Raw genomic sequence first — 14,483 nt, forward strand, 5'->3', positions numbered from 1 at the left:
AATATCTTAAGATCGTTCAAGTAGGTTCGGTTAAAACCGTTCACGTCCTGTGAACAACACCGAATGACCTACATCGTGTAGGTCTGGTAGCAATAGCGAAGAGGTCACACCTGTTCCCATCTCGAACACAGAAGTTAAGCTCTTCAGCGCCGATGGTAGTTGGGGCTTTGCCCCTGCAAGAGTAGGACGCCGCCAGGCATTAAAAAAAGAGGATTTTCCAAAAGCTGTAACTTTTGGAAAATCCTCTTTTTTTAATGCCTATAAGTTATTGTGAAATCTTTTTAAAAATTAAAGTTCAATATAAACATCTTGACCCTGTGACTTAATCATACATATTAAATTTATATTTATAACTCAACTTTCGCAGAGTGAATTGGACAAATTAGCCTTAGTAGGATTGCTATGCAGATTGAACTTGGCTAATAACTATAAGGCAGTTTATATAATCAGGAAAGTAGTAAAAAGGAGTCAGAGCGAATACGTTCTGACTCCTTTTTAAATGTATTCATTCATGATTATAGAAAGGTTTGAATAAAATGAGAAAGTAGTTGTCCATTCCAAAGATATAAGATTAGGGCTTAGGAGGAACAACGTGAAACATTTTATTGCAAAGTTTGGGCTAGTAGCTGCAGGAGGAGCGATTCAAGGACTAGGTATGGGTCTATTTTTATTTCCTAATTATATTCCATCAGGTGGAGCTGGGGGTATTGCTGTTTTAATAAACTATTGGTTCCATATAAATATTGGACTAGCACTATGGCTGATTAATATATCGATGCTGTTTTTTGGTGTAAAGGTTCTCGGAAAACGATTTGCAGTATGGACAGTGATGGGAATTACGATTACATCTATTTCGCTTCATTTTTTTGAGCAAGGTTTCTCACCGGATAGAAATTTATTCTTTGATATCGTAGCTGGATCCGTATTTCTTGGTACAGGTATAGGAATTCTGATGAGGCAAGGCGTCTCCAACGGGGGAATGGGGGTAGTTGCCCTTATTATCTCTACGAAAAGAAATATTCTTCCAGGAAGACCTCTATTTTTTGTGAATATGTGTATTTTTCTTGTTACTGGAATTATAATTGACTGGAAAATAATTCTCCTGGCTCTGATTAGCCAATGGATTTCGACAAAGGTGGTTGATCAAGTGTGTCAAATGACTTTTCTTCAAACCTATACACTTAACTGGAGGAAAAAATAATATATATAGTAGTCTACATATATTTGTATCGTACTGCTGTGTGTTTGTTTTCTTTCCCATCTTTGCCTTTTACATGAAGCAAGAGTAGTACGAGCAAACCAACGATAAAGGTAAATGCTGCGATGGACAAAAACATACCTGTTCTTGATAAATCCATCAGACGAGAAAAAATTGGTGGACCTAGTGCAACACCGAGAAATCTTACCGATCCGTATAAAGAAGTCACAAAACCTCTTCGCTCTTTGCCAACTGCTCCTGTTATAATGCTGTTTACACAAGGCAGGATTAGACCAGCTCCTACACTACTTAAAGCGAGTACGGCAAGAAAGGGGATAAGCTTTTCAATAAATACAAGCGACCCGTAAGAAATTGTCTTTAATAGAAAACCAAGCAATACGAATCTTTTCATCTTCACCAGATTCTTTCCAATATTACTTCCTGTGAAATAGGAAACAGTTACCATCACCAACAACGGTAGTGCAAGAATTAATCCTTTCATAACACCGTCAATGTTATAATCTGTTTCCAAATTATCCGATAGATAAAATAAAATACCAAATAAGGCAAACAAACATGTTCCACCAGCTAAATACGTTGTAAATAACCATCTGCCTTCGTGCTTAAAAACACTTAAGAGGCCTCTCACATATTTATGGAAAGGAGGAGGAGCCTGACGGTTGCTCTTTTCTTTAATAAAAATCCATACGAGTAAAGCTGAGGCCACACTAATTAAGGGAAAAGTAAAAAATACGGAATACCAAACGATTAAAGCAAGAATAGACCCAAGTATTGGGGACAAAACCTTACCCAAACCATTGGATGCTTCATAAATTCCTAGTACCCTGCTTTGTTCTCCACCTTTAAACAGATCACCAGTCAATGCCATCGCAATGGGAGACGTCCCTGCAGCACCCACTCCTTGTATTGTTCTGCCAATCATAATCCATAAAAAAGCATTTGAAAAAAACGCAGCACCTAACCCTGCGATTAACCCTCCTAAACCAAACAGTAGTAAAGACGGTATAATTACAATCTTACGGGAAAATCGGTCTGAAAGGTAACCAACAAGAGGAATAAAGATTGCAGCTGCAATGGAGAATACGGTTATTGTTAAACTTACCTGCATCTGAGAAAGCTCTAAAGAAGTTTTCATTTCAGGTAATATTGGAATCAACATGGAATTTCCAAGTGTCATAATAAGAGGAATAGATCCAATAGTGGTTATAATCATACCCTTATTTTTCTTCTTCACGTACTATCTACTCCTCTTTCGTATATTGATGTTAATTTTCTGAAGAGAACGTTATTTTATGTTTATTGGCGGAGAAACCACCCACCCTTTTTCCTTCATTACTTTTAATAATTTAAGCTCGTATTCTTCTTTTTGAGTGCTGAACTCACTGAACATGGTACGTAAATCTTCCCGAATAGCTATACCTATTATATAACTGCATAATAGTCTCCCTGTCATTAATTCTTTTTGCATGAGTACAGCAATCTCCGAATCGTTAAACCGTGCACCTGCAGGGATATCCTGAACTTCCACGTTTGGGCGGTCAGGTGGTGCCGGTGGTAAACGAATGCCTGTTTCCTTTAGAAGAGCCTCAACCTGTTGTTCTTCTTGTGTAAAGCTATTTTCGAGGAGGTCTTCCAAAAAAACTTTTAGATCCTGTTCACCGGTATGATTAATCAAAACTTGGAGTGTAACAAGTGTTCCTTTCGTGCTATACAAATAGGACCACAGATTGAAAACTTCCCCAGAGTGTAATGGTTCTTCACTTGCTTTATTATTTAATACTCCCATTCGGATCCCTCCTAGTTATTCATTTATATAAGTTTTCCTGAAATGAGATAAATTATCCTATTAAGAGCCCATTCAACTGCATATCGCGGAGGTGGGATTTTATTACTTTAGGTATTTTAACCAAGACAGGAACCTACTTTTGATTTATACATAATCTAAACACAGATATAAATTCCATTTTGGTAAGGAAGGTTGCAAATATGATAAATAAAATATCATTGTATATGATGATTATGCTATGTATTGTTGTTGCGGGTTGCAGTATTAATGATTCCTCAGCTAGTTCAATAGAAGATGTTGTTCGAATTGGGTATCAGAAAAATGGTCCACTGATTATCTTAAAGTCACTTGGTACATTGGAAGAAAGACTTAAAGAAAATGGATACAAGGTAGAATGGAATGAGTTCCAGGCAGGTCCAGCATTAGTAGAAGCTCTTAATGCAGGGAGTATAGACTTTGGAAGAACCGGAAATTCACCACCAATTTTTGCTCAAGCTGCAGACGCACCATTCGTAACCATAGCAGCAGGGAAATCCAAATTTAAAGGAAGCGGTATATTAGTGCCAGAGGATTCAGAAATAACATCTATAAAAGATTTAAAAGGGAAGCAGGTAAGCTTTGCTAAAGGATCGAGCTCCCATTATTTGATTGTGAAAGCGCTGGAAAGTGAAGGATTAAATTATACAGATATTACTCCTGTATTTTTGTCCCCTGGTGATGCCAGAATAGCTTTTGAACAAGGGAAAACAGACGCAATGGTAGTTTGGGATCCTTTTACTTCATCAACGGAAGTTAATATGAATGCAACACTTTTAGTCAATGGTGAAGGGTTCACAACAGATAGGGATTTTTTTATAGCAAATGAAGTGTTCGCAGAGAAACACGAAGATTTGATTGCCGTTATTTTGGAAGAGATTGAGAACTCCTCTGTCTGGGCTAACAATCATCATGAAGCGTTAATCGATACGTTAGCACCGATTTTAAAAATTGATAAGGAATCCATTAAGATGGCTGTCGAACGAAGAGTCTACGGTGTTGATTCTTTAAATGAAAATATAATAAAAGAACAGCAGGAGATTGCAGATACATTTTTTCGACTGGACATTATTCCAAAGAAAATAGATGTTAAAGATGTCATGGATAGGCAATAAAGACAGAAAGGAGGGTTGGGCATATGAAACTTTTACTAAAGGGTTCGATTAAAAAGTTCATTCCCTGGTTTTTACCCCTCTTATTACTTGTTGGATGGCAACTATTATCATGGGCAGGAGCAATTCCTGAAAGGATTATGCCAGCACCCACAAAGGTTTTACAAGCTGGTATGAAGCTTTTGTCAACGGGGGAATTATTTAGCCATGTTTCTATTAGTCTTGGCAGAGCTTTAGCAGGATTTCTCATAGGGGGAGTAATTGGATTTGTATTTGGGTTACTTAACGGTATATTTCGTTTTGCTGATCTTTTTTTCGATACATCTATTCAAATGCTGCGAAATATTCCGCACTTAGCATTAATTCCACTTGTTATATTATGGTTTGGGATTGGAGAAACATCCAAAATCTTTTTAGTGGCGTTAGGGGTTCTTTTTCCAATCTATATCAATACGTACCATGGAATTAAATCGGTTGATAAAGGATTAGTAGAGATGGGACGCGCGTACGGATTAAAAGGAAAATCGCTATTCTTTTCTGTTATTCTTCCGGGTGCAATGTCGTCTATTCTTGTAGGTATTCGATTTTCTTTGGGAGTAATGTGGTTAACGTTGATTGTATCGGAGACGATCTCTGCCCATAGCGGTATTGGATACATGGCAATGAATGCTAGGGAATTTATGCAAATGGATGTAATTGTTTTAAGTATCTTGCTTTATGCGTTATTTGGAAAGTTATCCGATGTTATAGCAAGGTATTTGGAAGGAAAGTTACTTCGCTGGAACACCTAATCTACGAAGGAGGTAACCAAAATTGGAACCATCTACAAAAGAAAAGTATATTAAGATTACTAATTTACAGCAATCGTATGGAGAACGGGCCGTACTGAAAGGATTGGACCTTCGTATAGAAAAAGGAGAGTTTATAGCGATCGTTGGGAAGAGTGGTTGTGGGAAGAGCACCTTACTTCGATTAATTGCAGGATTGGAAAAATTCAATAAGGGTTCCATCTATATAAATGATGAACCATTGAACCATTTAAATGAATATGCACGCATAATGTTTCAGGATGGGAGGCTTCTGCCCTGGAAGCGGGTGATTGATAATGTATGTATCGGTCTTCCAAGCGATTTCAAAGTAAGAGCGATGGAAGCTTTACATCAGGTTGGATTGGAAGATCGTATGAACGACTGGCCGTCGAAACTATCCGGTGGTCAGAAGCAACGTGTCGCTTTAGCCAGGGCTTTAGTTCATAATCCTTCACTATTACTACTGGATGAACCACTCGGAGCACTTGATGCACTTACTCGAATTGAGATGCAGGATCTCATTGAGTCGCTTTGGAAACAAAAGAAGTTTACATCGATTCTCGTTACACATGATGTGGAAGAGGCAGTTGCTATCGCTGATCGAGTCATATTAATTGAAAATGGAGAAATAAGCTTGGATCAGACTATTCGTTTGCCTAGGCCAAGACAACGTACACATCCTGCTTTCTCGATGTATGTAGAAGAAATACTGGAGAAAATTCTTGATCGTAATAAGGGTAAAATCGCTTTAGTAAAGAGTTCAAAGGAATCTCACATTTAAGACTGGTTCCTTTTCACTCCATAAAAGAGAATAAAAAATGAACCTCTATAAAAAGTAGGTTCATTTTCGATTACTATTCTAAATCTTCATCATCGAGCCTTCTGAAGCCTTCTTGCTGAAGATAATCAGCAGCGGCATTGTAGGTTGCGTATGTACCATCCAATAAGTCTCCTGCATAGATATTCCATAAGTCAAAATCATGAATTAGTTTAAGGATTTGTAGTTCGTTATTAATCCAGCTCTCTTCAAAAGGTTCTGATTCTGAGAGGGATTTAATGGATTGTTTGATAATGTTACGCAGTTCATCCGGTGTAAAGTCACGGATATTTACCATTCCTTTAGAATCAACCGCATAGTTTTCATCTATTTGTTCAGCATATACAAATCCATTCCCGTTTGGGTGAAGATGATAGACGACAATCTTCTTTTCCATCACACTTTCTTCAAAATGAAAATTGACACGGCCTAGTGATACATCATGACGCTCTAATTCTGTAAAGTCTTCAATAATTGCTAGTTTTTTTTCAAATGTAAGCATGTTACCTCCAGATAGGTGTTATTTAAGAATCAATTTTTATTATACCACTTGAATATTGGAAAATACGAAGGAACTGCATTAAAATTTTATAGAAAAAAATGGATAAAGCTTGTTTATTCTTAGATACTTTTGTTATAATACAAATAACAATCAAATACTTTCTTATTTTAGATCTTTTTAAAGTAAGGATAGAGGTGCAGAAACCATTAGTACTTATGTTTAGGAGAATGAGGTCCGGGGATACATAAGGAAAGGGGAATTTGCCGAAGCGGAAGGAAACTCATCATCCTGAAGTTGGTTCTGTTATTTAATAGATGCAGAACTGTCATATAGGGAACTATATGGAGGGCTATCAAGCGTAGAACTAATCCAAGTTCTAAGCAGCAGCGGGCTCTCGTTGGTGCTTTTTATTTTTGTCCTCCACACCTATCCAAAAAATTAAAGAAAAGGTGTGAACAGTTATGAATTTCGGTAACGTATTAACAGCAATGGTAACTCCATTTGATCCATATGGAGAAGTAGATTTCGAAGCTACTAGAGGATTGGTTAATTACTTGATTGCAAATGGCTCAGATGGGTTAGTGGTTGCGGGAACAACAGGTGAATCGCCAACATTAACGCATGATGAGAAATTGAAATTATTTACATTTGTTGTGGATGTAGTGGATGGGAGAGTTCCAGTCATTGCAGGCACCGGATCAAATAACACAAAAGCCTCTATTGAACTAACAATAGAAGCGGAGAAAACAGGTGTGGATGCAATTATGCTTGTTACTCCGTACTACAATAAACCGTCACAGGAAGGTATGTATCAGCACTTCCGCACAATCGCAGAAAGCACAACATTACCTGTCATGCTGTACAATATACCAGGAAGAAGTGTTGCTTCCTTAGATTTGGATACGATTATACGATTATCTCAAATTAAAAACATTGTCTCTGTAAAAGAAGCAAGTGGAGTCCTAGATCGTACAGCCGAACTGATCAGTAATACGGCTGAAGACTTTAGTGTGTACAGTGGGGAAGACAGTCTAACACTGCCTACGCTGGCTATCGGTGGTACAGGGATCGTATCTGTTTCTTCCCATATCATCGGGAACGAAATGCAGGAGATGATGGAGCATTTCAATAGAGGAGAAGTCGCCGAAGCAGGCGCCATCCATCGTCGTATATTGCCTGTGATGAATGCAATGTTTGCAGCACCGAGCCCAACGCCAGTAAAAGAAGCATTAAATCGAATCGGTGTGCCGGTTGGAAGTGTACGCTTGCCACTCATACCGTTAAATGATTTGGAACGTGAATCTTTATCAAAAGTCATTGCTATCTACGAGGAAAAAAGAGTAGCAGGATATTGATTACTTAGGGGAATAAGCGCATATGCTTATTCCCTTTTTCTCATTAGGATATGTTAAACTAACTTGTAAGAATATTTTAATCCTGGCTTTAAGAATAAAGGAGTAGCAACATGATACGAATAAGTGGCATCACTAATGACCAGCAGTTGAAAAGGAATGTTTCCATAAATGAACTAAATTTATCTGAGTATAAAATGTGTTGGATTGATTTTAACAGTCCAACTGAAGTGGAAATCAATCATTTAGAACAGACTTTTCATTTTCATCCGCTTGCAATTGAAGACTGTGTATACAGACTACAACGACCAAAATTGGACTATTACGATGATTACACATTTTATGTGACGCAAACGGTAAGAGAAGGAAGCAAGGATGTTTCAAAAGATGAGCTGAATTTTTTTATAGGAGATAACTATATCGTTTCATATCATCAAGAACAGACAAAAGAAGTTGAAGATGTGTGAGACCTTTTTTTAACAGAGAAAAATAGTTCTCAGTGGGCACCTTATTATGTGCTATATAGAATCATGGACAAGATTGTTGATAATTATTTTCCGCTTATTTATAAAATAGAAGATGAATTAGACAAAATAGAAGACAATACTCAAAATAAATCAATGGATCTTTTAATGAATGAGCTTTTTGATATCAGACACACGCTACTGAACTTAAGACATACATTTAATCCTATGCGTGATTTACTTTATCGCATGCTGAATTCTCAACACTTAGAGGGGGTTAAAGAAAGAAAAGAGTATTTTTCCGATATTTATGACCACCTTTTAAAATTATCGGAAATGGTGATGTCTAATCGAGAAGTAACAGCTGACATTCGTGACAGCTATCTGTCTTTAAATTCACATCAAACAAACAATGTCATGAAAGTACTTACAATTATTACTTCGATCTTCGCACCTTTAACATTTATAGCTGGTATATATGGAATGAACTTTGAGAATATGCCTGAATTAGCATGGGAGTATGGTTATTTTATTTCCCTTGGATTAATGGCAATAATTAGCGTGTCAATGATCCTCTGGTTTAAAAAGAAAAAGTGGTTTTAAATACTAGAACGATAAAATTAACAATGACGATTTAAAAGGAGATACTTCATGGAGTGTAAAAGGAGAACAGAAGCGGTTGATCAGTTTATTGAAGATTTACCAGAGGATATTCAAGCGATTACAGCAGATTTAAGGAAGCTAATCCTTGATTCTTCACCGAAGCTTGTAGAAGAGCTAAAATGGTCCATGCCGAACTATTCATATGGCGGGTTGGTTTGTTATCTCCAAGCTGCCAAAAAGCATGTGAACCTTGGTTTTCATAAAGGTAATGAACTTCAAGAAATAGATGCGTTTAAATGTTTACAAGGTAAAGGGAAAACAATGAGACATATTCAAATAAAAAATAGTGATGATTATAAAACGGAATTCTTTACCCTACTTATTCAGGAAGCAGTAGCATTGAATGAGCAATAGAGCATAGGCACTGTTTTTTCCAAAAATGATCCTAGGGACTTAATATAGTTTTATCCTGCTATTTATGAAATAATAAAGATAACGGTGATTCAGTTAGGATCTGGATTGACCGTTATCTTTTTAAAATGGATTATTATTCGGGTGAAAAGTCATAAATACCTTAGATGTTACGAATTTATTATAGAGTGGTATAAACATTATAAATACATATGGAGATATACTTATCGATTTAGTGAATATATTAATTAAAAAGACTGCGGAGGTTCATGATGACATTTGAGAAGCAACTAATCAATAAAACCTATTATAAAACATTTATAGAAGGCAATGAAAGTATACACCCTATTCAGGTTTTGGGTGAGATGTATATGACTGAACAAAAGAAAGAAGTAACGGATTTATCGTCTATTCGCTTCTCTCAAGGAGAGGTATATTTTTTAAACAAAGATTTTGAATCAGCTATTTTTAAATGGGAGAATATTTCAGATGACTTAAAGCCATGGGCTCAGAAAAATATAGCGGATGCTCATTATGAACTGGATTTGCTTGCAATTGCTGAGGAATATTATAAAGCTGTCCAAACCGATTCGGATGTTTTAAAATCGGAATTACTTCTACAGCTGTTTTCACTATACATAGAGCGAGGTAAAATTGAACAGGCGGCTAATTCCATTACAAATGCAATTGACTTCAATCCAGATTATCCTAATGTAACTGATCTAGCGCGGGCTTTCTTTGAGGAACAACAGGATATTGCCAATGCGGTTAGGCTTGCTGTCAAGGAAGCGATTCGAACGGAATCCCTGTCATGGTATGAAGTTTTAGAAACGTATGTAGAACTGGGCTATACAGCGAAAATTACACCCAACTATTTTAGAGAGGCATTAATAACTTTAAACACGATTGATCAAGCTCGTTTTGAGAGCCTCGTCGCAGCATTATGGAATAGTTACAAAAAAAATGATCTGTATTTTCCATGGCTTAATGAAATCAACGATCTTTTACTGAATATAGAGCTGGGGCGTTCCTATATATGGCAGAAATTGTCGGTCCGCTATAGAGAGGACTACTTTGAATTAATTAACGGAGATTATTTAATAAGGGATTTATCGCACTTAATACCGAAACATTTAACAAATTGGGTGAAACTATCTACCGTTACAGATGGTCTCATTTCTTCAACGGCTGTGCTTGCATGGAATGATATTTTTCCGTCCACGATAGACGCTTCTATTGTTACTGCAGCGGAAAGCATTGTCAGCGAATCTTCCCCCCATCAGAACGGGATGGAAAACGGCTTGAGGCTATTCGATGCGATTCAAAAATGGGCAACCAATAATGGCGTCTTATTGAGTGAACAATTTGGATGGTGGATTCGTGAGCAAACAGATTTGGAACATTACCACCTTCTGATTGCCGGGACTTCAGGGAGTGCGAAAGCGGACTTTGTGAATACGTTGGTTGGCGAGGAGCTTGAAGGAGATTGTACTTCAGCCATTCTTTTTAAAGATGGTGACGAAGCGGAAATGCATGCTATTTCAGATAAGGAGATTAGAAATATATCCCACCTTGATGAGATTCATACAAATATCGAAAAGACATTAATTTTATGGAAAAAACCTCTATCGTATTTGCATAAAAACAAACTTACCTTGATTGATACTCCGGTACTTTCAAATCAATCCGAAAGCAGGAGTGCAGCATTTCCTTATCTACATGTAGCAGACAGTGTGCTATATGTCCTTAATGCTGATTCGCCACTGACAGGTAAAGAACTTGATATGGCTGTCAGAATGAATGAGCAACAAGCCGAGATGTCAATTCATTTTATAATAGGGAATATGGAGCAAATCGATAATAACGAGGAAGCAAGGGAACTTATTGAGAGTACGACAGCAAAAATCAATACGTATTTTCCATATGCTAAGGTCTTTGCCTTTTCCAAATATTATGAACATGAAAGCCAGTTAGATGAGTTGTCAGCGTTCATTGGTTCGATGAAAGACAAAGATGAGCGAGACATGGAAGTGCGCCGTGCATACACAATCCTTTATTATATTAAGGAATCAATTAAGTATCTATTCGATAGACGAACAGAAATAGAAAATTCCTTAATGGGTAATATAAAATGGAATGAAGAGATGGTAACAAAGCTCGAAGGTGCGGTAAATCAGTTAAGTGATATGGAAGAGGAGAAAGTGCGAGTTATTCATCGTTCATATAATAAGATTAAAGATGAAATGAGAGAACAATTGACAGGGGAAATACCTAAACTGCTTCGAGAATGCTCTAAAATGGTAAAGGAAGACAGTAATTTTGAAAAAATTCATGTACAACTGAATGAAGAAATGAATAAGCAAGTATTTAATTATATTGAAGGAACGATCTTACCGGAATTCCGCGTAGTAATCCAAAGATGGATTATAGAAAGTGAAGAAGAATTTAATGAAAGTCAGACAAATTTAAAAGAATTGAGTGAGAGTTTTAATTATCTGTACGGTGAAGAAAAAATGGTATTGGATTGTGACTTTAAAGTGCTGGATGACTGGCGCCGAGATGCAGATCGTATGACAAGGGGAAACATCCAACTGGCAAATGCTAATATACTCTTGCGTTCCACCCCGTCACAGTTATTATTTAAAAGTGCTGGAAAGATATTTGGATCATTATCGCAAAATAAAGGGATGCTTCAAAATAAATACAAGCAATTCATTGAAGGTAAAGATTATAGTGAAACTGCAGAATCGATTACAGACACGTTTATGCAGCAATTTGAGATATTCGAACAATCATTGGCGAGGGATATGAGCATGTTTTTCGCCAACCCTCATGAAGTGCTTCATGATACCTTAAAAGATACACATAAGGAGATTAAAGAAGATAAAGATTCTTTAAGCAATATGCGGGAGAATCCTGAAATTTACCGCGACCCACTCACACAATTTGACCTAAAGCTTCGTCAATTTGAGTGGATGGCTACTGCAGGTGAGCAAATCAAGGTATAACCAAAATTTTCTGAAGGAAGATACGAAACGTATCTTCCTTTTTCAGCAAGTAAGAAAGTATAAACTTTCTTACTTGCATAAGTGCAACTAAGGCATTCGCCAAAAAGGCTTGGCGGATGCCAAGTTTTCTAATATTCTTGGAAGTTGCTGAATAAATTTCATGAAAGAACTCATGTTAAGATTGGGAGGTGTTAATCATGGGAAGAGATCGTCAAGAAAAAAAGTTGAAAGAGAGTGGACGAGTAGAATCAGATCGAGATGTCGGTCTACGCTATAAAGGATCAACCAAAATGTCAAGTCCTGAAGAAGCCAGAAGATTGAATGATGGTAAAAAGTAGAATCTAATATACAGAAGACCTACTTAGATTTTGTTAATCATTTAACGGAAAAATTACTCAATAATAGGAGGCATTTCCTGGAAGGGATTTGCATCCTAATTTTTTTATGTCACAATGGGAATACATGAACAAACAGCTTTGCGAAGGTTTTAAATGCGATTACTCATTCTAGAATATATTCTTGTTATAATATAGAAAAGAGGGGGATTTACCATGAATTATTGGATGCTTGGTTTAATTAGCGCTGTTGTTATCATTGTATCATTAGTGTTAACTGTCCGTGTTTTGAAAGAAGAAGATAAAAAAATAAAAAAATACGAGGGAGAAGAGGACAGCGCTGCGAACGAATTAAAGCGATCGAACGATTATGAAAAAGAGTCACTTACCAAAAATGTTAAAAATCTATCTTTTATTTATGTGATTGTAACAGCTGTCTCTATTCTTGTGTTGGCATTATATATTTTTTCGTTGTAATAAAACAAACGTAATTACTGATAATAGTTTTCAAATCACTCAATCCTCCTTGAACCAACTTTAGTGCTAAACATATACCACCACCTTGGAACCATTTTCTCTTTTATGGGGGAATTATTGGAAGTCAGCTCGTATATGGTGATCTAAATCTATCCTCTATAAACCGCTTTTGTACCATGTTTTCTATAGGCTAAGACTTTGTTATAGTTGTAACAAATCTTATCTTTTGCCTATTAACTGAACATAGATAAAGAGATAAATTATTGAACATTAACAGATAAGGAAAATCCTCATAAATCCTTTAGGAACAAGGCGTTCAGTAACTCTTGGTTTTCTGAACAGTATCCTTAGCGTATGTTTTCCGCTTTTTGCTGGTAGTACCCCAATAGGGAATTATTTTTTTAATAAGATCAGTTAATTGACAATAGTTAAATAACTATTGTCTGAATATCTTAGATGATGTTATAATCTAATTAGAACAAGGGTTCCGGTTAGGAGAGATAGAAGTGGATGAGAGTAAAAATAAAGTTCGGAAAAGAACATTGAGTACAGACGAAATTATTCGTCTGTATAAAGAGGGATATAGTACAGTTGATATTGGAAAGCGGGCAAATGTGTCTGCCAGATATATTAATTTGTTATTAAAGGAAAATAATATTGAAAGAAGACCAAGAGGTAGCTGGAAACGTATATACCAATTAAACGAACATTATTTTAAGACTTGGACAAATAATATGGCTTATATTTTAGGTTTTTTCATTGCAGATGGAACTGTTGCACGAGAAAGTCAATTTATAAGTTTTGCTCAGAAGGAAAAGTACATTTTAGAAAGTATTAGAAAAGAAATTGGCTCAGAACAGCCTTTATATCAAAATAAAAAAACTGGTGTATATATATTGACCTTGAATAGTAAGATCATGAAAGAAGATATAATGACTATTCATGGAATAATGCCGAATAAATCTAGTGATGTCGGGTTTCCAGAAGTACCTGAGAAATACTTAAGCCATTTTGTTAGAGGATATTTTGATGGGGATGGGTATATTAATTATGCAAAATATACTGTAACATTTGTAGGTCGATCAGAAACTTTTATGAATTATTTTATAAGAGTTCTTGAGGAACAGGGTTTTAACCCGCAATTTGTCATGGAGAAAAATCATTACCGTGTCCATATTAGAGGGAGAAAATCAATAAAACTTTTTTCTGAATGGATATACAAGGATACAGAAGCTGGATTTTATCTGGAACGAAAACATGCTACTTTTAATAAAGAAAAGCTAACTTCTGATTTTTTAACAGATAGAAAGGATATTGTCACAAGAGAAGCTGTAGCAAAACGGAAATTATATTTTTTAGTCATATTTACCGTATTAAAATCTGAAAATCAAACTTGTGATTACTTAGGGATTAAAATTGCTACCTTTAAAAGGTGGTATAGAGATGATCAATTATTTAGGCATAATTTTTTGGTTATAGAAGAAGAACAGGAATGAATTTTCACTGTATATATTTTTTGTCTACGAGTTAACATAATATTTATTATAGGAAG

The 14,483-nt window shown here is 36.1% G+C and carries 13 protein-coding genes, 1 rRNA gene, 1 pseudogene and 1 riboswitch; of the genes and pseudogenes, 12 read left to right on the forward strand and 3 right to left on the reverse strand.

Annotated features, from left to right (window positions below; genetic code table 11):
- Positions 1–82: 82 nt before the first annotated feature.
- Positions 83–198, forward strand: a 5S ribosomal RNA gene (gene rrf / locus ACHABU_RS00005).
- 394 nt (positions 199–592) lie between these two features.
- Positions 593–1,201, forward strand: a complete 609-nt coding sequence (locus ACHABU_RS00010) for a YitT family protein (RefSeq protein WP_435761001.1) — start codon at positions 593–595, stop codon at positions 1,199–1,201.
- A gap of 13 nt (positions 1,202–1,214) precedes the next feature.
- Here ACHABU_RS00010 and ACHABU_RS00015 read toward each other — a convergent pair whose 3' ends face one another.
- Positions 1,215–2,432, reverse strand: coding sequence for an MFS transporter (locus ACHABU_RS00015; protein ID WP_435762308.1), 1,218 nt, complete (start codon positions 2,430–2,432; stop codon positions 1,215–1,217).
- 72 nt (positions 2,433–2,504) lie between these two features.
- A complete protein-coding gene (locus ACHABU_RS00020; protein WP_435761003.1) occupies positions 2,505–3,005 on the reverse strand; it encodes a DUF3231 family protein in 501 nt (166 codons plus the stop codon).
- 200 nt (positions 3,006–3,205) lie between these two features.
- Here ACHABU_RS00020 and ACHABU_RS00025 point away from each other — a divergent pair, with 200 nt between their 5' ends.
- Genes ACHABU_RS00025 through ACHABU_RS00035 form a run of 3 tightly spaced genes read left to right on the forward strand, consistent with a single transcriptional unit; the run spans position 3,206 to position 5,743 of the window.
- Entirely contained in the window at positions 3,206–4,156 is a 951-nt protein-coding gene (locus ACHABU_RS00025) for a sulfonate ABC transporter substrate-binding protein (protein WP_435761005.1), read from the forward strand.
- 23 nt (positions 4,157–4,179) lie between these two features.
- Positions 4,180–4,944 (forward strand): ABC transporter permease subunit, encoded by a 765-nt coding sequence (locus ACHABU_RS00030; RefSeq protein ID WP_435761007.1) that lies wholly within the window; start codon positions 4,180–4,182, stop codon positions 4,942–4,944.
- 22 nt (positions 4,945–4,966) lie between these two features.
- Positions 4,967–5,743, forward strand: a complete 777-nt coding sequence (locus ACHABU_RS00035; protein WP_435761009.1) for an ATP-binding cassette domain-containing protein — start codon at positions 4,967–4,969, stop codon at positions 5,741–5,743.
- Positions 5,744–5,816: 73 nt separating this feature from the next.
- Here ACHABU_RS00035 and ACHABU_RS00040 read toward each other — a convergent pair whose 3' ends face one another.
- Positions 5,817–6,281 (reverse strand): hypothetical protein, encoded by a 465-nt coding sequence (locus tag ACHABU_RS00040; RefSeq protein WP_435761011.1) that lies wholly within the window; start codon positions 6,279–6,281, stop codon positions 5,817–5,819.
- A 181-nt stretch (positions 6,282–6,462) separates the two neighbouring features.
- Positions 6,463–6,641: riboswitch (Lysine riboswitch) on the forward strand.
- 101 nt (positions 6,642–6,742) lie between these two features.
- Here ACHABU_RS00040 and dapA point away from each other — a divergent pair.
- The 7 genes and pseudogenes from dapA to ACHABU_RS00075 all read left to right on the forward strand — a co-directional run bounded on the left by dapA (position 6,743) and on the right by ACHABU_RS00075 (position 14,427).
- Positions 6,743–7,636, forward strand: a complete 894-nt coding sequence (gene dapA, locus ACHABU_RS00045) for a 4-hydroxy-tetrahydrodipicolinate synthase (RefSeq protein ID WP_435761013.1) — start codon at positions 6,743–6,745, stop codon at positions 7,634–7,636.
- 110 nt (positions 7,637–7,746) lie between these two features.
- Positions 7,747–8,700 (forward strand): annotated as a pseudogene (gene corA, locus ACHABU_RS00050) (magnesium/cobalt transporter CorA).
- 48 nt (positions 8,701–8,748) lie between these two features.
- A complete protein-coding gene (locus ACHABU_RS00055; protein WP_435761015.1) occupies positions 8,749–9,114 on the forward strand; it encodes a DUF1801 domain-containing protein in 366 nt (121 codons plus the stop codon).
- A gap of 269 nt (positions 9,115–9,383) precedes the next feature.
- Positions 9,384–12,119, forward strand: a complete 2,736-nt coding sequence (locus ACHABU_RS00060; RefSeq protein ID WP_435761017.1) for a GTP-binding protein — start codon at positions 9,384–9,386, stop codon at positions 12,117–12,119.
- A gap of 197 nt (positions 12,120–12,316) precedes the next feature.
- On the forward strand, positions 12,317–12,457 hold the full coding sequence (locus ACHABU_RS00065) for a YpzI family protein (RefSeq protein ID WP_379495492.1): 141 nt from the start codon (positions 12,317–12,319) through the stop codon (positions 12,455–12,457).
- 213 nt (positions 12,458–12,670) lie between these two features.
- Entirely contained in the window at positions 12,671–12,931 is a 261-nt protein-coding gene (locus ACHABU_RS00070) for a hypothetical protein (protein WP_435761019.1), read from the forward strand.
- A gap of 506 nt (positions 12,932–13,437) precedes the next feature.
- Positions 13,438–14,427, forward strand: a complete 990-nt coding sequence (locus tag ACHABU_RS00075; protein WP_435761021.1) for an LAGLIDADG family homing endonuclease — start codon at positions 13,438–13,440, stop codon at positions 14,425–14,427.
- Positions 14,428–14,483 lie beyond the last annotated feature (56 nt).

The sequence above is a fragment of the Oceanobacillus sp. CF4.6 genome (assembly GCF_051262635.1).
Taxonomy (GTDB): Bacteria; Bacillota; Bacilli; order Bacillales; family Amphibacillaceae; genus Oceanobacillus.

Excerpts from the sequence above, each read along its gene's own strand:
- ACHABU_RS00015 (WP_435762308.1), bottom strand. The coding sequence starts at position 2,432 with ATGATTATAACCACTATTGGATCTATTCCTCTTATTATGACACTTGGA.
- ACHABU_RS00020 (WP_435761003.1), bottom strand. The coding sequence starts at position 3,005 with ATGGGAGTATTAAATAATAAAGCAAGTGAAGAACCATTACACTCTGGG.
- ACHABU_RS00025 (WP_435761005.1), top strand. The coding sequence starts at position 3,206 with ATGATAAATAAAATATCATTGTATATGATGATTATGCTATGTATTGTT.
- ACHABU_RS00030 (WP_435761007.1), top strand. The coding sequence starts at position 4,180 with ATGAAACTTTTACTAAAGGGTTCGATTAAAAAGTTCATTCCCTGGTTT.
- ACHABU_RS00040 (WP_435761011.1), bottom strand. The coding sequence starts at position 6,281 with ATGCTTACATTTGAAAAAAAACTAGCAATTATTGAAGACTTTACAGAA.
- dapA (WP_435761013.1), top strand. The coding sequence starts at position 6,743 with ATGAATTTCGGTAACGTATTAACAGCAATGGTAACTCCATTTGATCCA.
- ACHABU_RS00055 (WP_435761015.1), top strand. The coding sequence starts at position 8,749 with ATGGAGTGTAAAAGGAGAACAGAAGCGGTTGATCAGTTTATTGAAGAT.
- ACHABU_RS00060 (WP_435761017.1), top strand. The coding sequence starts at position 9,384 with ATGACATTTGAGAAGCAACTAATCAATAAAACCTATTATAAAACATTT.
- ACHABU_RS00065 (WP_379495492.1), top strand. The coding sequence starts at position 12,317 with ATGGGAAGAGATCGTCAAGAAAAAAAGTTGAAAGAGAGTGGACGAGTA.
- ACHABU_RS00070 (WP_435761019.1), top strand. The coding sequence starts at position 12,671 with ATGAATTATTGGATGCTTGGTTTAATTAGCGCTGTTGTTATCATTGTA.